14 protein-coding genes are annotated in these 18713 nt (G+C 38.0%); 9 read left to right on the forward strand and 5 right to left on the reverse strand.

Annotation, left to right across the window (positions count from 1 at the left end):
• Nucleotides 1–6: 6 nt before the first annotated feature.
• The 5 genes from B1B04_RS05855 to B1B04_RS05875 all read right to left on the reverse strand — a co-directional run bounded on the left by B1B04_RS05855 (nt 7) and on the right by B1B04_RS05875 (nt 8309).
• Nucleotides 7–927, reverse strand: a complete 921-nt coding sequence (locus B1B04_RS05855) for an ABC transporter permease (protein ID WP_079560400.1) — start codon at nt 925–927, stop codon at nt 7–9.
• A complete protein-coding gene (locus B1B04_RS05860; protein ID WP_079560401.1) occupies nt 927–1856 on the reverse strand; it encodes an ABC transporter permease in 930 nt (309 codons plus the stop codon). The genes B1B04_RS05855 and B1B04_RS05860 overlap by 1 nt, the downstream gene beginning before the upstream one ends.
• Before the next feature lie 123 nt (nt 1857–1979).
• Nucleotides 1980–3632 carry a peptide ABC transporter substrate-binding protein gene (locus B1B04_RS05865; RefSeq protein ID WP_079560402.1) on the reverse strand — a complete coding sequence of 551 codons (1653 nt, stop codon included), beginning with the start codon at nt 3630–3632 and terminating at the stop codon, nt 1980–1982.
• 1046 nt (nt 3633–4678) lie between these two features.
• On the reverse strand, nt 4679–6364 hold the full coding sequence (locus tag B1B04_RS05870; protein WP_079560403.1) for a methyl-accepting chemotaxis protein: 1686 nt from the start codon (nt 6362–6364) through the stop codon (nt 4679–4681).
• 247 nt (nt 6365–6611) lie between these two features.
• A complete protein-coding gene (locus tag B1B04_RS05875; RefSeq protein ID WP_079560404.1) occupies nt 6612–8309 on the reverse strand; it encodes an Rqc2 family fibronectin-binding protein in 1698 nt (565 codons plus the stop codon).
• Nucleotides 8310–9115: 806 nt separating this feature from the next.
• Between B1B04_RS05875 and B1B04_RS05880 the strand changes: the two genes are divergently transcribed.
• The 9 genes from B1B04_RS05880 (at nt 9116) to rlmN (ending at nt 18712) form a co-directional block, all read left to right on the forward strand.
• Nucleotides 9116–9991: a YicC/YloC family endoribonuclease gene (locus B1B04_RS05880; RefSeq protein WP_079560405.1), complete on the forward strand. Its 876-nt coding sequence runs from the start codon at nt 9116–9118 to the stop codon at nt 9989–9991.
• A gap of 43 nt (nt 9992–10034) precedes the next feature.
• Complete coding sequence (gene gmk, locus B1B04_RS05885; RefSeq protein ID WP_079560406.1) at nt 10035–10652, forward strand: guanylate kinase; 618 nt, start codon at nt 10035–10037, stop codon at nt 10650–10652.
• 4 nt (nt 10653–10656) lie between these two features.
• Nucleotides 10657–10884: a DNA-directed RNA polymerase subunit omega gene (rpoZ, locus tag B1B04_RS05890; protein WP_053483349.1), complete on the forward strand. Its 228-nt coding sequence runs from the start codon at nt 10657–10659 to the stop codon at nt 10882–10884.
• 124 nt (nt 10885–11008) lie between these two features.
• Nucleotides 11009–12019 carry a bifunctional phosphopantothenoylcysteine decarboxylase/phosphopantothenate--cysteine ligase CoaBC gene (gene coaBC / locus B1B04_RS05895; protein WP_079560407.1) on the forward strand — a complete coding sequence of 337 codons (1011 nt, stop codon included), beginning with the start codon at nt 11009–11011 and terminating at the stop codon, nt 12017–12019.
• Nucleotides 12016–14430, forward strand: coding sequence for a primosomal protein N' (gene priA, locus B1B04_RS05900; protein ID WP_079560408.1), 2415 nt, complete (start codon nt 12016–12018; stop codon nt 14428–14430). The genes coaBC and priA overlap by 4 nt, the downstream gene beginning before the upstream one ends.
• 344 nt (nt 14431–14774) lie before the next feature.
• The gene (gene def, locus B1B04_RS05905; protein WP_079560409.1) at nt 14775–15269 is read left to right on the forward strand and encodes a peptide deformylase; all 495 of its coding nucleotides are present in this window, start codon (nt 14775–14777) and stop codon (nt 15267–15269) included.
• A 1-nt stretch (nt 15270) separates the two neighbouring features.
• Nucleotides 15271–16212, forward strand: coding sequence for a methionyl-tRNA formyltransferase (fmt, locus tag B1B04_RS05910; RefSeq protein ID WP_079560410.1), 942 nt, complete (start codon nt 15271–15273; stop codon nt 16210–16212).
• Nucleotides 16209–17570 carry a 16S rRNA (cytosine(967)-C(5))-methyltransferase RsmB gene (rsmB, locus tag B1B04_RS05915; RefSeq protein WP_079560411.1) on the forward strand — a complete coding sequence of 454 codons (1362 nt, stop codon included), beginning with the start codon at nt 16209–16211 and terminating at the stop codon, nt 17568–17570. Before fmt ends, rsmB begins: the two co-directional genes overlap by 4 nt.
• Entirely contained in the window at nt 17570–18712 is a 1143-nt protein-coding gene (gene rlmN / locus B1B04_RS05920) for a dual-specificity RNA methyltransferase RlmN (RefSeq protein WP_094075075.1), read from the forward strand. The genes rsmB and rlmN overlap by 1 nt, the downstream gene beginning before the upstream one ends.
• The last annotated feature ends 1 nt before the right edge of the window (nt 18713 follow it).

An 18713-nucleotide genomic window follows, 5' to 3' on the forward strand; every position in this document is an offset into this window, starting at 1 on the left:
ACCTCCTTATTTACGTAGTTTTGGATCTAATGCATCACGTAAGCCGTCACCAACTGCGTTAAACGCAAAGATTGTTAGTGAAATGAACAATGCAGGGAATATTAAACGCCAAGGAGCATTTGCAATTGCACCATTACCTTCAGAAGCCATTGTTCCCCAAGATGCAAGTGGAGCAGGAACTCCAAGCCCTAAATAACTAAGGAAAGACTCTGTAAAAATAGCGGATGGTACTGTTAATGTCATTGTTACTAAAATTACACCAAGTGCATTTGGCACTAAATGTTTTAAAATTAAATGCCCTGTGCGTGCACCTAAAGTACGTGCAGCAAGTACATATTCTTGGTTCTTAATAGCTAAAACTTCACCGCGAACAATACGAGCCATTTGAATCCAACCTGTAATAGATAATGCGATAATCATTGGTACAATACCTGGTTTTAATACTACTAAAAGTACAATAACAACTAAAAGATAAGGTATAGCTGTTAGAACATCTGCAATACGCATCATTATATTATCAACACGACCGCCTGCTAAACCAGAAATACTTCCCCATAATACGCCAATAATCAAATCAATAATGGCAGCAGCAAAACCGATGAGTAAAGAAATACGAGCGCCAGCCCATACTCGAACGAAAATGTCTCGACCTAAATCATCTGTACCAAACCAAAATTCTGCCGATGGTGGAGCATTATACGAACCTAATTGCTCACTATAGTGGTATTGTGAAAACATTGGCACAAAGGTAGCCATTAAAACAATACCTATTAAAGCGATTAAGCCAAAAATCGCCATTTTATTATGGGAAAAACGAAGAAATACTTCTTTCCAAAAGGAGACAGATTTATCAGCTAATTTATCAGTTGCTTCATGATTTCCGCCAACGATTTTAAACTTATCTTTTTCGATTTGTTGTTGTGTCATTACTTTTTCGCTCCTTTCAGCTTAATTCGCGGATCGATTACACTATATAAAATATCTACGATGAATACCGCAAATAAAAGAATGATTGCGTAGAACACGGTTGTCCCCATAACAACTGTATAGTCACGGTTCGTAATACTTTGTACAAAGTGCTTACCTAAACCAGGAACCGCAAAAATTTGCTCTACAATGAAGCTTCCTGTAACAACACCGGCTGTTAATGGACCTAAATGGGTAACAACTGGTAAAAGGGCGTTGCGTAAAGTATGGCGGAAGACGACTGTCCATTTGCCTAAACCTTTTGCACGAGCCATTTTTACATAATCGCTATTGTTTTGTTCAAGCATACTTGAACGTGTCAGTTTAGCGATAAAGCCCATATGCGAAAATGCAATAGCTAAGGCTGGCAATATACTATAACTAAAGCCTTTCCATCCACTAATCGGGAATAACTGGAGTTTGTATGCAAGGAAATACTGCATGAGTCCAGCTAAAATGAAAGATGGAACGGAAATTCCGAGCACCGCAAAGGTCGTTGCCAAATAATCTGGGAACTTATTATGATAAAGCGCTGCCACTACACCGATTAATACACCAAATCCAATAGCTAGCAGCATAGCTTCAATCCCTAAAGTTAAAGATACCGGGAAGCCTTCTGCAATCATATCATTAGTAGAACGCGCTTTATATTTCATAGATTCACCGAAATCAAAAGTGGCCGCATCGATTAAATAATCTTTGTACTGAATATACCAAGGGTTATTTAATCCATACGTTTCGTTTAACTTTTCCTCTATTTGAGGAGGGAAATTACGTTCAGATGCAAATGGGTTACCAGGAGCAAGACGCAAAAGGAAAAACGTAGCCGTTACGATGACGAAAAGCGCGAGAAGTATATACATCAGCCTTTTCAAAATATATTTAATCACATAAAACTCCTCCTTCTACTTGTCAATTATCTGACAAATAAGTGCCTTCGTATTTTAAAAAGAGCTGACTCGCGCCGAAGTGGCCACGAGGCAGCTCTCCGCTTAGAGCTTAAAAAGAAATTATTATTTCATCTTTACATATTTAAGATGAATATCACCAGTTGGATTTGGATCTAAGTTTTCGATACCATCTTTAACTACTGACAAGTTAGTGTAGTAGTAAATAGGTGCAACTGGAAGTTCCTTCATAATGACTGCTTCTGCTTGTTTTAAGTAGTCAATACGTTTAGCTTCATCTACTTCAGCAATAGCTTTATCTAAGAAGCCTTTGTATTCAGCGCTTTCCCAACCTGTATCGTTATTACCGTTTTTAGCCGTATCGAACATTTCAAGGAATGTATATGCGTCTAGATAGTCAGCTACCCAACCCATACGAGCTACTTGGTAGTCACCAGTGTTGATTTTTTCTAGATAAACTTGCCATTCTGAATTATCTAACTGAGAAGTAATACCAAGTTTTGTTTTCCATTCTTCTTGAATATATTGAGCGATTGCAGCATGCGCTTCAGAAGTGTTGAATGAAATATTTACTTGAATATCTTTAGCATCTTTAATGCCAAGTTCTTTCATACCAGCTTCAAGAGCAGCTTTTGCTCCTTCAACATCGTTATCTTTCATGTAACCACGGTCATCTTCAAAATTAGGAACTGCTATAGGAACCATACCTGTAGCCGGTTTTTGCTCACCTTTAGTTACGTTATCAATAAGTTTTTGACGATCGATTGCTAGAGTAAGAGCTTTACGGATATTTGCGTTAGACATAACTTTGTCTTTTGTATTGAATTTGTACCAATAAATAGATGCTTGGTCTTTGATTCTTAAAGATTTATCTTTTTTGAACCCATCAATTGCATTAAGATCTACTGTTTGGAATGGTGCACCGATATAGTCAAGCTCGCCACCTTTATACTTAGTAGCAACAGTTGCTTCTTTTTCAACCATATCAATATTTACAGTATCAACATCAACATTTGATGCATCCCAATAATCTGCATTTTTTGCAAGAACGATAGATTCATTATGTTTCCAATCGCTTAATTTATAAGGTCCATTTGTTACGAAGTTTTCACCTGCGTCTGTGTACCATTCTTTATTAGCTTCAGTCACTTTTTGGTTAACTGGTAAATAAGTTTTGAATCCTGTTAATTCTAAGAAATACGGAGTTGGATTTTCTAAAGTAACGACTAAAGTTTTGTCATCTTCAGCTTTGATACCAACAGCATCAATAGAACCTTTTCCTTCGTTGTATGCTTGAGCCCCTTTAATTGGGTAGAAAATAGAAGCATACTCAGAAAGATTTTCTGGATTTAGCGCCCATTTCCAAGAATATTCGAAGTCACCTGCTACAACTGGATCACCATTTGACCATTTTGCATCACGTAAATTGAACGTATAAGTCTTTTTATCTTCACTTATAGTCCATTTCTCAGCCATACCTGGAGTAGGTTTACCCTCAATGTCTGAAACAGTCAGACCTTCAAGAACGTTAATTAAGATTGCGCTAGATGTAGTATCTGTTGCAAGTTGTGGGTGTAAAGATGGTGGTTCTGAAGTGATTGCTAAGTTAATTTCTTTAGCTTTTGAACCAGAATCTTTTTTGCCGTCTGAAGATGAAGAATTATCAGACGAATCACCACCGCCGAAGCCACATGCAGCTAATACCAGTGAGAATACTGCAAGGACAGTTAATAATAAAAACTTTTTGTTTTTAATCATGTGAATCCCCCTTATATAATTTTAAGCCTTTTGTGAAGCTCTTATTTAATATACCAAAAAATCATTGTGTACAAAATAAAAAAGATTCAAATTTATATAGTATTATCTGACATTTAAGAAGATAATAAATTTTTTCTATTCATCACACTAAAGAATAAAAGCGCTTTCATAACAAAAATTTGATATTAATTCGTTCTGAATATCAAAAATAAAATAAAAATATAGAAATTACTTACTATACCGAATATTCGTATTGTTTAGATAATAATATTGTTATAGTAAAAATGAGTCAAAAGTCACAGGGGTGTGCTATGAGTGGTTTGTGTGGATTTGTAGAAAATTATCGCAAAATCGAGTAATTTTGATTCTTGGGAAGGTGTTTTTTTGCAAATTATAATCTCGAAAGATGAATATTTTTATCTATTAATGATATATAAGAAACTTGTTTTGTATTTTTTTAAGAATATCCGGTATAAGAGAGAACAAAGAAGAAGAAGAGTATATATATGACAAAATGTGCCGCTCTTAAAGAATAAATGTACGTTGGTTAATGCAAATATGTTTTTTTGAAATAATTTACACATTACTTGTATATTCAATATTGTATAAATAAAACGTTGCATGGAATCAATTATATGTGTGTAGGGTTGAATTCATACTAAATGAAAAAAATACATAATTATCATTACTTTTATGCTGTTGTTTTATGGAGAAGTCCATTTGTCTTGCTTAGGAGGAAAGCTTCTACATATAGTTACTAAAAATTACGTAAGTAGAACTTAATGCGTAGGAAATTACTTCGTCTATATACGTGGTTAATCCTACCATATTTTAATTGCTAAATGGAGATTTTCCTAAAAATAAACAGTGAAGTAATTAGAATCAACAGTTATAGGTGGACGATTTCTTAAGTAAGTAGGGGGTTACCTAAGTGCTAAACGATATTAGTCTCTACTGTTGTCCTCTCGTTACACTCACGCTTTTGATCAGAAATGCGAACTAGGGACAAAAACAAGCAGAGAATAAAGAACTCTCTGCTTGAATGTTTAAAGCTTAAACTGATTAATTTGGGTTTGTAAGTCTGAGGATTTTTCACTTAAATCTGTAGCAACGTGATTTATTTGTTGCATTGTTGCTGCTTGTTCTTCACTAGCTTCGGCTATGATCTGTGTATTAGCAGCACTAGAAGAAGCACCATGAGCAATTTCTGAAACAGAAGCTGCTACTTGCTCAGCGCTTGCAGAGATTTCTTCAGAAGTAGCTGAAATGTCTTCTATTTGATTTGTCATCATATTGATCGCTTTTACGATTGCTTCAAAAGAGTTGCCAGCATCCCCAATGATTTTTACACCATCTGTAACAGATTGTAGCCCATCTTCGACAGCTTTTTCTACATTTTGGGTATCTTCCTGGATTTCTTGTGTTAAGGTAACAATTTGATTGGCTGATTGCTTTGATTCTTCTGCTAGCTTGCGAACTTCGTCAGCTACGACAGCGAAGCCTTTGCCATGTTCACCTGCACGTGCCGCTTCGATTGCAGCGTTTAACGCTAATAAATTCGTTTGATCTGTAATGGCTGTAATGACTGTAGTAATATTGCCTATTTCTTCTGATTGCTTACTTAATTTTTGAACGAGATTGTTAATCGTTTGTGTAGAATCATAAATCACGTTCATTTGTTGTTGAGCCTCATCAACTGTACTATTACCGTTATTCGCCAATTCAGTTGTTGTCACTGCGTTTTGGTGGAGTTGTTGAGTAGCCTCTGCTATTCGCTGTACACCTACGGCTGTTTCATCCATAGCATGTGCACTCTCATTGGCAGCAATTGTAGCAGTAGATGCCGTATTTGCCGTCCCGTTAATTCGTACAGTAATTTCATCAGCAGAAGCAGAAATCTCTTCGATAGAAGCGGATAGTTCTTCCGCAGAAGCTGATAAATGTTCCGCATTACCTTGAATATGTGTTAATAAACCTCGTAGGCTACTTTTCATTACGTTAAATGCTGTAGATAGCTGTCCAATTTCATCTTTAGATTGATGGGAAATATCTTGATGATATAATTCACCATTCGCAATATTATTGGCAGCAAGAACGACGGATTTTAAAGGTCGTGAAATTGTACGCTGTACATAAAACATTAAGGATATTCCAAGTATTACACCAATGATGATAGCAATGATTGAGATTATTTGTGAATTTGATACTGCTTCTTTAGATTCTTTCGTGACAATATCAAGTTGATTTTTTTGATAACTTACAATTTTCTCTGATACTGCTAACAAACCTGTATTTGCTTGTTGGACATCTCCATTAACTTTTTGTATTGCTTCTTTTAATTTTTTGGCATCATAAAGTGCTAGTGCTTCTTCAGCGGCTTTGTTAAAAGCTTCATTATATGTATTTAAATCTTTTGCATAAGTCTCCATTTCGGATGAATCAGATTTTTCCATCGTCTCAATTACATACGAATCTAGCATTTTAGCATACTTTGTAAAGTTATCTTTATTAGCTGCTGAGTCTTCGATGAGTATTGCCCGAATGTAAAGACCTTGCATTGCTCGAGCAGTTTGAATATTATTAGCTAATTCTACTAGAGCTACACGATTTTCTAGCGCATTTTCTACCTTCTTATCAATATTTGAGAATTGAATAAACATAATTACTAATGAAATAATTAAGGTCAGGATGATGGTGATAAATCCAAAGCTTAATTTTTTACCTACAGACATAGAAATACGCCCTTTCTAAAATACCATTTATAGTTTATTTAAATTTAGCCATTAAGAGAGGAGGAAGTCAATAACGCTCGGAATAAACAGTTCGGATTATTCACGAGTTTTTTAGCGTTATTACAATAGGAAACAATAGCTATAAAGTCAATCAAGTTAAAAGGGGAATTAATAGATGTATAGTCCAGATTACGTGGTCATCGCCATTAAAAAGGAATACGATACAATTCGTATCGTATTCCAACTATTAAGACTGTTTTTTTAATTGTAAAATGACAGCTTCATCTGGATCGATGTATAAAGTTTTTTGTTCAAAGTAAATAACAAAACCAGGTTTAGCACCATTTGGTTTTTTTACTTGACGTATTTCTGTGTAATCTACTGGAACAGAGGAAGAGTCTCTTGCTTTTGAAAAATAGGCAGCAAGCGTTGCGGCTTCTCGTAATGTTGTTTCGTCAGGTTCACTTGTATGGATGACAACATGTGAGCCAGGAATATCCTTCGTATGCAACCAGGTATCTGTACGCTTAGCAATTTTAAATGTAAGCATGTCATTTTGTTTGTTATTTTTCCCAACAGAAATCGCTACACCTGTAGAAGAGACATAACGTTCAGGCTCTGGTTTCGTTTGTTTTTTCTTTTTTCTTGCATGACGTAATTTCAAGTAACCTTGTTCTGCTAATTCTTCGCGAATTTCTTCAATATCTCCAGGAGCAGCTTGTTGTACTTGCTGAGCAAGCATTTCAAAATAAGCTATTTCTTCCTTCGTTTTTTCTAACTGTTCTTGTACCATAATAAGGGCATTTTTTGCTTTTGTGTATTTAGTGTAATAGCTTTGAGCATTTTCAATAGGTGTTTTACGTTCACTCACTGGAATGGTGATTTCTTCATCTCCAGATTCGCTATAATAGTTAGTGACAGTTACTTCCTTTACACCTTTTTCAAACGCGTAAACATTCGCCATCAGTAACTCCCCATATAATTGGAACTGATCTAACTTTGATGCGCGTTCGTAGTCTTTATTTAACTTTTTAGTTTTTAATATAAGTTTGTCAATTTCATTTTGCAACCATCGTTCCAAATCACCAGCCTGCTGTTTGACACGATCACGCTCAGCTCGAGCAAAGAATACGCGGTCAAGTAGCTCATGGACATTCGGATAAATCGTTACATCTCCTTGTAAATGAGTTAGAGCGATTGGGGAGAAGTAAGTTTTATTATTAGCGACTACATACATTGGCTTTGCCTCACCATTAGTAAAGGAAGCTATAAAATTTTTAAAGCAAATTACACGATCATCTGTGTCTGTAAATCTGAATAATAATTCCTCAGCATGTATAGGTGAGAAACCTGTAAATTGTGAAACAATTTCCTTAGCCGTTTTTGGTTCTGAGAAAAATAGTGTAATTTGTTCGTCGGATACTGCTAAAGGGTGCCATTTATTTTGTGCGGGTGGTGCGATATAAGGTTGACCAGGTAATACTGTACGGAAGCTATTTACGGATGGTGGTAAATGCTTTAAGCTGTCGACTATTTTTCCCTGCTCTTTATCTATTAATAATAGGTTACTGTGACGGCCCATAATTTCAGCATGTAACTCCCTTACAATCGGGTCGCCAATTTCATTTTTACTTTCGATTTCTACTATTATAATACGATCAAAATCGTGCTGTTTAATAGAAGAAATAAAACCACCCTCTATATGCTTTCTCAACAGCATACAAAACATTGGGGGTTCTGCTGGATTTTCAATAGAATGCTCAGTAAGGTGAACACGTGCGTATGAAGAATGAATCGAAAAAAGTAATTTATGATTGCTTCCGTTTGCACGAATATGTAGAACAACCTCTTGAGCGTTTGGTTGATGTATTTTAGTAATTCGACCTGTTACTAATTGTTGTAGGTCGGCTGTCATTGAATAAGTAAATAAGCCGTCAAATGCCATGTGAATTCCTCTTTCCAACGATATAAGCATCCTTGGTCTTTCGTATTTATTATTTTAATGGTGTATTAGCTTTGCACTCTAAATTTCGTGTAGTAGTCACTGCTATAGAGTAGCAGGCTTTTCTACCATGTTGTGTGGTTGATTTCCGTTCCAGCTTGCCGCTACGCTTTCGCGCAGAGCAGAGCTTCCTGGGGGCGTCCGATGAGCCGCTTCACTCGCGTTCCTCTATCGCCGATCCCTGAGGAGTCGCCTGTTCTTCACTTTAATCAACTTCTAGACATGGCATACATTTTAACAAATGCCATCTCTAAGCTTTGCTAATGAGTTTTTTCTTATGTTTATCATAGCATTTTTTAGGTGAATATTAAAATATAGCTTCAATTGTGGTAGAATTAGCTTTTGCTCTATCTTCATTCAGCAGAAAATTCTCACCTCTGAAGGCGGTGAGATGAATGCGGATGTGGTTCCTTTTCAGTGAAAGTCCAAACACCTGTAGCTGGCGCTTCGCTTTCGCTACAAAAAAACACTTGCTGAATGAAGATAGAGCCTCCGGCGGATGTCACGGATATTGAAAGGAATGAATAAAGGATGTTAGCCTAAAACCTTCGCATCCTGCGAAAACGGCTAACTGACCTGCGTCGTGCAGGCCTGGGCACAATTCAAAATACGGACGCATTGTTTATCTGTGCGAAAGCGAAGCGACAGCAACAATTACGCCAAGGCGAAATTGATCTATTTTTTTACGTCATAAATGACAGAGCTTATGTTATAATAATCCCAGTATGCAAAGAAGGGTGTGACGAACCTTGGTGCGTAGTATGACTGGTTTTGGCAGAGGTGTCACAACAACAAGAGACTTTCAATTAACAGTAGAAATGCGCTCGGTCAACCATCGATTTTTAGAAATTAATGCGAAATTCCCGAAAGAATGGCTTGAAGCAGAAATTTTCGCAAAGAAATTAATTTCGAAAGCTTTGTCACGTGGCAAAATTGATGTGATGGTTTATGTTAAGGACTTAGATAACGTCGAGCAATCTATTGAAATTAATTGGTCATTAATTGAAGCGTATCGTAAGGCAAAAGAGCAATTAGCAAATAAAGTACCACTAGAAGAAAAATGGACGATGCAAGAGCTACTATCGCTTGAACAAGCGCTTGTACAGGAAAAGCCACAGCTTACACCTGAGGATTTACTTTGTGTTGTTGAAAAGGCTATTATGCAAGCACTGGAACAGCTCATTCAAATGCGTGAGCGTGAAGGGCAAGAATTGCATGATGTTGTTGTACAATATAAAGAACAGTTAAAAGAACAAGTGAACCAGATTCGTTCTTGTGCTTCCCTAGCTGTAGAAAAATATCGTACCCGATTATTGGAACGAGTTACTGAAGTGGCGAACGGAGCATTGTTAGAAGATCGCCTACTTGCCGAAGTAGCGATATTTGCAGAACGTGTGGACATCACCGAAGAATTGGACCGATTAGATAGTCACTTTAATCAACTAGAAGAAACATTACAAGAAACGATTTCGGTTGGCCGTAAATTAGACTTTTTAATGCAGGAAATACACCGCGAGATCAATACGATTGGGTCAAAAAATCAATCAACAGAGGCGGCCATTGCGGTAGTTCAGGCGAAAACAATTTTAGAAAAGATGCGCGAGCAAGTTCAAAATATCGAATAGCTTGCATGTATCTGTTATAAATTAAGGGAGATATAGAGAATAAATGATAAAAGAACGTGGATTATTAATTGTTCTGTCTGGCCCATCTGGTGTAGGTAAAGGGACAGTGCGAAAAGAATTATTTTCTCAGCCGAATACGAATTATGAGTATTCCATCTCGATGACAACACGAAATCCTCGCGAAGGTGAAGTAGATGGTGTAGACTATTTTTTCAAGAAGCGTGAAGAATTTGAAACGTTGATTGAACAGGGTGGCTTATTGGAGCATGCTGAATTTGTAGGGAATTATTACGGAACACCGTTAGCCTACGTAAATGAAACACTGGATGCAGGGCGTGATGTGTTTTTGGAAATCGAAGTGCAAGGTGCTGCACAAATCCGCCAAAAGGCACCAGATGCCTTATTTATTTTCTTAGCCCCACCAAGCTTAACGGAATTAAAGGACCGTTTAGTTGGTCGCGGGACGGAAACAGCAGAGGTTATTGCAAAACGTATAGCAACTGCAAGTGAAGAGCTTGAAATGATGAGCCTTTATGATTACGTAGTTGAAAATGATGAAGTGACAAATGCTTGTGATCGTATAAATGCGATTATTAAAGCCGAGCATTGTCGTAGAGAACGTGTTGAAAAAAGATACTTGTCAATGTTGAGAGGAGAATAAATCTATGTTATACCCATCAGTAGATACATTAAAAAAAGAAATCGATTCAAAATACTCGTTAGTGAGTTTAGCATCTAAACGTGCTCGTCAAATGCAAGAGGAACAAGACACTGAACGTTTACACAAGTATGTTTCTCATAAGTACGTAGGGAAAGCACTTGAAGAAGTAGCGGCAGGTGTACTTACGAAGGTATCACAGGATGAGTCAACTGTGTACGAAGACGAAATCTAACATTAATGTAAATAAGCTTTTGCGAAAATGTTAACGTCTGCAGTGGATTTTTGATTATACAGAATGCCGAGAGCTCCCGAGGAATTTTCCTTTGGGAGCTTATCATTTGAAAGGACGATTGTGCATGAATAAAAATATTTTACTTTGTGTTTCAGGTGGTATAGCGGTTTATAAGGCTGTCGCTCTAGTTAGCAAGCTATCTCAGGCTGGGGCAAATGTAAAGGTCATCATGACAGCATCAGCAAGACAATTTGTAAATCCATTGAGCTTTCAAGTTATGTCCAAAAATGATGTTTTTTTCGATACTTTTGATGAAAAGGATTCAAGTGTTATTGCCCATATTGATTTGGCAGATTGGGCAGATTTAATTTTAGTTGCACCAGCTACTGCAAATGTTATAGGGAAGCTGGCAAATGGAATTGCGGACGATATGGTAACGACGACCTTGCTTGCAGCAACTGGTCCTGTATGGCTTGCACCTGCGATGAATGTACATATGTATGACCATCCAGCGGTAAAACGGAATTTGGCTCAGCTACAATCTGATGGCTATCAATTTATTGAGCCTTCAGAAGGATTTTTGGCATGTGGCTATGTTGGTAAAGGTCGTTTAGAAGAACCTGAAAAAATAACAGCAATCGTTCAAGATTTTTTTTCAGAGAAAGCAAAGCCGTTAGCTAGTAAAACAGTAGTGGTCACAGCTGGAGCGTTTTATGTACCATTAGATGAGCGTCATGTTATTAGCACACAGTCGAATAGTAGAATTGGACAGGCGATAGCTAAAGAGGCACAAGCACTTGGAGCAAATGTAATCCTACTAGATGAGAAAGCAACAAGCGTGTATAAGCTTTTTGAACAGCTTGAGGATTATAAAAAACAATATCCATCCGCATTTTTTATCCATGCAGCAAATACGCCTACAACTGAAGAGGCACCGATATTATCCGTAGAAGGAATGACCGCAATAACTTTTGGACAAAAGGTTATAGGTGAACCGATGGTAACAATTATGTCAGACAAGTGGATTGATTTTAGTGACACGGCAGAAGTAAATGGTCAAATGTGGGATGCGACAGATGCCAAGCAATTTGCCCAAGCATTTTGGACATATATATTACAGGGTGAGAGGCAATGAGTTTTTTGATTGCAGAAGTTATAGTGGATGTTTCGACTTACCATGTAGATCGTCCGTTTGACTATGAAGTTCCTACAGAATGGGCACATGTTATAGAGATGGGCTGTCGTGTAAAAGTACCGTTTGGGCCAAGAAATGTTCTCGGCTTTGTAGTCGGATTAAAAAATGAAACAGATGTACCATCTAACAAAATAAAGTCTATTGCACAAATTTTAGATATTGAGCCTGTATTGACCGAAGAAATGCTGTTAATGGCTAAATGGCTGAAAAACGAAACGATTTGCTATGAAATTGATGCCTTACAGGTTATGCTTCCGTCAGCGCTTCGGGCGAAGTATGAAAAAATCATCACGCTACAAGCGGAAAAAGATGTTTTACCAGATGAGGTTAATGCTATTTTTGGCAAGCGACAACAGGTTAATTTCAAAGAATTCGAACGTGCTGAATTACTTCCTTTATTAAAGCAGCTTATAACTGATAAAATCGTAAAAATTGAAAATGTTGTGAAGCAGCAAGGAAATGTAAAAGAAGTGCGTATGGTCAAAATTTCCGATCTTCAGCAAGATATCGACAAGGCTATGGAAGGTGCAACGAGAGCAGCCAAACAGCGCCAGTTGATTGAATGGATGGGCAAACACCTTGGAGAGGTTCTTTTGCCGCAAAAAATCTACGAGGAAACAGGTGCATCTTCCACGGTATTACAGTCAGTTATCGAAAAAGGAGCCGCTCACTTTATACAAGAAGAGGTGTATCGAGATCCCTTTACGAAGGAGGTTTCTCGTACTCAATCTTTACAATTGACGGAAGAGCAGCACATAGCATTAAAGGCTATTACTGGATCGATGGAAGAACAAACTGCGAAAACTTTTTTACTACACGGCGTTACCGGGAGTGGTAAAACGGAGATTTATTTGCAAGCAATTCAAAAGGTGTTAGATGAAGGTAAGGAAGCCATTATGCTAGTACCTGAAATATCATTAACACCTCAAATGACAGAGCGTTTTCGTAGTCGTTTTGGTGAGATGGTAGCTGTCATGCATAGTGGCTTATCTGTCGGTGAAAAGTATGATGAATGGCGTAAAATTCAACAAGGTAAGGTAAGCGTTGTTGTTGGAGCTCGTTCGGCAATTTTCGCACCTTTTACAAATATAGGTCTTATCATTTTAGATGAAGAGCATGAAACAACATACAAGCAAGAAGATTCCCCACGTTATCACGCTAGAGATGTGGCAATATGGCGAAGTGAATTTTACAAATGTCCTGTTATTTTAGGCAGTGCAACGCCTGGACTGGAATCATTTGCGAGAGCAAAGAAGGGCGTGTATGGATTGCTATCATTAAAACAACGTGCTTTGCATCAAGCATTACCGACAGTTTTTATTGCGGATATGCGAGAGGAGCTTCAAAATGGAAATCGTTCCATGTTTTCCGAGCAACTTGTTGATGCAATACGTGTAAGACTAGAGAAAAATGAACAGATGGTCATGTTTTTAAATCGTCGTGGCTATTCTTCTTTTGTGCTTTGTCGTGATTGTGGAACGGTTGTACAATGTCCGAACTGTGACATCTCGTTAACATATCATCGGACAACAGAGAAATTAAAATGTCATTATTGCGGTTATGACGAGCGTGTTCCTCAAATATGTCCACAATGCCAGAGTGAGCATATACGTTATTTTGGAACGGGAACGCAAAAAGTCGAGGAAGAAATTTATAAGCTATTTCCTGAGGCAAGGGTTCTCCGAATGGATGTTGATACAACCAAGCAAAAAGGTGCACATGAAGAAATTTTGCAGGCGTTTGGGGAAGGACAGGCAGATATTTTATTAGGTACGCAAATGATTGCTAAAGGTCTTGATTTTCCTAATATTACGCTTGTTGGTGTACTTAGTGCTGATACATCTCTGCATCTGCCCGATTACCGTGCAGCAGAGCGTACATTCCAGCTATTAACGCAGGTTAGTGGTAGAGCGGGACGTCATGATAAGCATGGTGAGGTTATTATTCAATCGTATACACCAGAGCATTATGCAATTGAGTTAGCAAAAATTCAAGATTACGAACCGTTTTACGAACGTGAAATGTTTTTACGTCGTCGCTCTAGCTATCCACCGTATTATTATGTAGCGCTTGTTCAAATATCTCATGAAGATGTCATGATGGCTGCAGAGTATGCTGGACGTGCGGCAGATTGGCTAAAGGGAAATTTATCAGACCGAGTTGCCATTATAGGTCCAACGACTGCTAGCATCAGCCGTCTCCAAAATAGATATCGTTATCAATGTTTGATAAAATATAAAATTGAACCAAATCTCATTCCAGTATTACAACGGCTTCTTGCCATGTATCGCTCGGAATGGATAAAACAGGGTATTTTAATGACGGTAGATTTAGATCCGTCAACTATATAAAATGATTCAAAATCGCCTAAATTTGAGCATAGCTTTTTGTTGAAACGTATGTCATGGGGATAAGTTGAGTGGAGGCTGGGCGACTCCTCGGGGATTAGCGATAGAGGAACGGAGGCTAAGAGCATCACATCCTGTGATAACGCCTCCGTGACCAATATCCTGCTGCCGCCGCTACGTTAGCACTACGCTTTCGCGCAAAAAACATCTGTCGGCCCGAGACCCTGCAACGAAGCGAAGCGGCAGCAACAAAGCGCCTAGCCGGAACGGAAATCAACCCCACATTATGATGTAGCGTTACAATTAGATAAAGAATAAGCCTTAAATATAGAAATGAGGAACATAACATGGCAATTAAAAAAGTTGTAGAACATCCAGCAAAGGTATTATCAACACCATGCGCGGAAGTAACAGAAATTAATGAAGAAATTATTACATTACTAGATGATTTATATGACACAATGGTTGAATACGATGGCGTTGGTATTGCAGCACCTCAAATAAATGTAGGATTACGTGTTGCAATTGTCGAGCTTGGCGAAGAACGAGATGTTTTAGAAATGATTAATCCAACTGTTATTGAAACGGATGGAGCTGAAGTAGATATTGAAGGCTGCTTAAGCTTCCCGGGATTATACGGTGAAGTTGAACGACCTGATTATGTGAAGATTGAAGCATGTGATCGTGAAGGGCGTGTATATGAGTTAGAAGCGGGAGGCTTTGATGCACGAGCAATTTTACATGAAATCGACCATTTAGATGGCGTGCTATTTGATTCGAAAATTAAACGCATTTTAACTGAAGAAGAGCTTGAAGCAATGTACGCTGAAGAGGAGGAATAATATGACTTCAATTATTTTTATGGGGACACCTGATTTCTCCGCGCCAATTTTGCGTATGCTACATCATGAAGGTTTTGATATTAAAGCTGTAGTTACACAACCAGATCGTCCAGTTGGACGCAAGCGTGTGTTAACACCACCTCCTGTAAAAGCAGCAGCGATGGAGTTAGGTTTACCTGTTATTCAGCCTGAAAAGCTACGTGGTTCTGAAGAATTACAGCAAATTATTGATTTACAGCCAGACCTAGTCGTAACAGCTGCTTTTGGACAAATTTTACCGAAAGAATTGCTAGATGCACCACCGCTTGGTTGTATTAATGTCCATGCGTCACTTTTACCGAAGTATCGTGGTGGGGCACCTATTCACCAAGCGGTTATTGATGGTGAAAAAGAAACAGGTGTAACGATTATGTATATGGCGCAAAAGCTAGATGCTGGTGATATCATTTCCCAAAAGGCTATCCCAATTGAACAGGAAGATCATACAGGTGGACTATTTGATAAACTAAGTGCTGTAGGCTCTGATTTATTAAAAGCTACACTTCCTTCTATTATAAATGGAACAAATAACCGTACAGTGCAGGATGAAGCACAAGTAACCTTTGCAAGCAATATTTCACGTGAGCAAGAACGTATCGATTGGACAAAGGATGCTACTACTTTATACAATCAAGTGCGTGGTCTTCACCCGTGGCCAGTTGCCTATACAACATTTGAAGATGGCAACTTTAAAATTTGGTGGGCACAGGTTGGTAACTCAAAGCATGATACTGTTCCTGGCACAGTCGTTGCGATTTCAAAGGATCATTTTGAAGTTGCTTCAGGAAATGGTACAACACTTGCCCTGTATGATGTACAACCAGCTGGTAAAAAACGTATGACAGCAGAGGATTATTTACGTGGTACAGGTTCTAAATTACAGATTGGGGACCAATTTAAATGAGTAAAAAAAGTGTAGTAATTTGGGATGGAAATGTGCGTGACGCCGCACTTTCTATTCTGTTAGCAGTAGATAAAAATCAAGCCTATAGTAATTTGCTTTTAAACGAAACGATTAAGCGACATAAAATTGAAGCGAAGGATCGTGCGCTTTTAACAGAAATTACGTATGGCACTCTCCAATATAAAATGACACTTGATTACTATTTAGAGCCATTTATTCGTGGTTCAGTAGATCATGGGGTGCGCTGGCTTTTACGTTTATCTTTATATCAAATGCATTATTTAACACGTATACCACCTCATGCTGCGGTGAATGAGGCTGTCGAAATTGCTAAGCGTCGAGGTCACAAAGGGATAGCTTCAATGGTCAATGGTGTTTTGCGATCTATTTTACGTCAAGGTGTAGCTTCTACTGATGACATTAAAGATCCGATTGAGCGCCTTGCTATTGAAACGAGTCATCCGGAGTGGTTAGTACAACGCTTTGCCGATAACTATGGTATTGAAGTAGCGGCTCAAATGTTACATGAAAATAATATACCTCCAGTGCAAACTGTCCGTGTAAATACGACGAAAGCAAGCGTCGATCAAGCGATTGCCAGTATAGAAGCGGAAGGTTTAACAGCGAAAAAAAGCGATCTAATGCCTGAATGCTTACATGTAACAAATGGTCAGCCAGCTAGAACAAAGGCTTTCCAAGAAGGGCTTATTACTATTCAGGATGAAAGCTCCATGATTCCAGCAAATGTGTTAAATCCATCTCCTGGCATGCGCGTTTTAGATATGTGTGCAGCGCCGGGTGGAAAAACTACACATATAGCTGAGATTATGAAGAATGAAGGTTCGATTTTAGCGACCGACCTTCACCCTCATAAATTAGATTTAATCGACCATAATACGGATCGTCTAGGGATTGATATAGTAGAGACTGCTCCTATTGACGGACGTAAGGCACCGGATTTTCTACAACTAGAATCATACGACGCTATTTTAGTCGATGCCCCTTGTAGTGGTTTAGGTGTTATGCGCCGCAAGCCAGATATTAAATATACAAAACGTGAAGAAGATTTAGAAAACCTTCAAAAAATACAATTGGCGCTATTAGATGCTGCAACAAAAGTATTGAAAATAGATGGCAAGCTTGTGTACAGTACATGTACAGTAGATAAAAGAGAGAATGAAGGTACTGTAGAGGCCTTTTTATCAACGCATCCAGAAATGGAAGCTATACAACTAGAATCTTTACCAACAAAATTAGCGGAAAAGCAAGCAAATGGCATGCTTCAAGTCTTTCCACAAGACTTTGGCAGTGACGGTTTCTTCGTTGCCGCCTTTCGTAAAAAAGGAGAATCCAACTAATGGTGGATCAAGAGAAATTTAATGAGCGTATAAGCGACTTAGTTGAAGAAGCAGAAGACAAGCCTGTTCGACGCGCAAAAAAAGAAAAACCAAATTTAAAGGAATCGGTATACTCATTACAGCCGAAACAACTAGAAGAATGGTTAAAGGAAAATGGTGAAAAACCGTTCCGTGCAGCACAAATTTTTGATTGGCTTTATAATAAACGCGTTAAAACGTTTGAAGAGATGTCTAACCTTTCAAAAGGATTACGTGACAAGCTTGAAGCAAGTTTTTCATTAACGACATTATCAACAATTATTAAACAGGAATCTAAAGATGGTACAATCAAGTTTTTATTCCAATTACAAGACGGCTATTCTATTGAAACTGTATTAATGCGTCATGAATATGGGAACTCTGTTTGTGTAACAACACAAGTAGGCTGCCGAATTGGCTGTACGTTTTGTGCCTCAACTTTAGGTGGTTTAAAGCGACACTTATTAGCAGGGGAAATCGTGGAGCAAGTTGTAAAAGTACAGCAGACTTTAGATGAAGTGGACCAACGTGTATCACATATCGTCATTATGGGTATTGGAGAACCTTTCGATAATTATGATGCGATGATGAACTTCTTAAAAGTCATCAACCATGAAAAAGGGTTAAACATTGGTGCTCGTCACATCACTGTATCAACATCAGGAATAGTTCCGAAAATTTATGAATTTGCTGATGAACAGCTACAAATTAACTTTGCGGTTTCCTTACACGCACCAAACCAAGAGAATCGTCAAAAACTAATGCCAATTGCACGTGCTTATAAGTTAGATGAATTAATGGAAGCCGTTCAATACTATACTAAAAAAACAGGCAGACGTGTTACTTTTGAGTATGGTTTAATGTCTGGTGAAAATGATTCAGTTGAAATTGCAGAAGAATTATCTGCTTTAATAAAAGGAATTAAATGCCACGTGAACTTAATTCCTGTAAACTATGTACCAGAACGTGATTATGTTCGTACATCTCGAAGTCAAATTTTTGCCTTTGAAAAAACATTAAAGAAGAATGGTATTAACGTAACGATCCGCCGAGAGCAAGGTGCTGATATTGCAGCAGCGTGTGGTCAATTACGTGCGCAAGAGAGATCTGAAGAGACGAGGTGAC

Origin of the sequence: Lysinibacillus sp. KCTC 33748 (genome assembly GCF_002237755.1) — a bacterium.
Taxonomy (GTDB): Bacteria; Bacillota; Bacilli; order Bacillales_A; family Planococcaceae; genus Lysinibacillus.

Excerpts from the sequence above, each read along its gene's own strand:
- B1B04_RS05855 (WP_079560400.1), bottom strand. The coding sequence starts at position 927 with ATGACACAACAACAAATCGAAAAAGATAAGTTTAAAATCGTTGGCGGA.
- rpoZ (WP_053483349.1), top strand. The coding sequence starts at position 10,657 with ATGTTATACCCATCAGTAGATACATTAAAAAAAGAAATCGATTCAAAA.
- fmt (WP_079560410.1), top strand. The coding sequence starts at position 15,271 with ATGACTTCAATTATTTTTATGGGGACACCTGATTTCTCCGCGCCAATT.
- B1B04_RS05865 (WP_079560402.1), bottom strand. The coding sequence starts at position 3,632 with ATGATTAAAAACAAAAAGTTTTTATTATTAACTGTCCTTGCAGTATTC.
- B1B04_RS05870 (WP_079560403.1), bottom strand. The coding sequence starts at position 6,364 with ATGTCTGTAGGTAAAAAATTAAGCTTTGGATTTATCACCATCATCCTG.
- rsmB (WP_079560411.1), top strand. The coding sequence starts at position 16,209 with ATGAGTAAAAAAAGTGTAGTAATTTGGGATGGAAATGTGCGTGACGCC.
- priA (WP_079560408.1), top strand. The coding sequence starts at position 12,016 with ATGAGTTTTTTGATTGCAGAAGTTATAGTGGATGTTTCGACTTACCAT.
- coaBC (WP_079560407.1), top strand. The coding sequence starts at position 11,009 with ATGAATAAAAATATTTTACTTTGTGTTTCAGGTGGTATAGCGGTTTAT.
- def (WP_079560409.1), top strand. The coding sequence starts at position 14,775 with ATGGCAATTAAAAAAGTTGTAGAACATCCAGCAAAGGTATTATCAACA.
- gmk (WP_079560406.1), top strand. The coding sequence starts at position 10,035 with ATGATAAAAGAACGTGGATTATTAATTGTTCTGTCTGGCCCATCTGGT.
- rlmN (WP_094075075.1), top strand. The coding sequence starts at position 17,570 with ATGGTGGATCAAGAGAAATTTAATGAGCGTATAAGCGACTTAGTTGAA.
- B1B04_RS05875 (WP_079560404.1), bottom strand. The coding sequence starts at position 8,309 with ATGGCATTTGACGGCTTATTTACTTATTCAATGACAGCCGACCTACAA.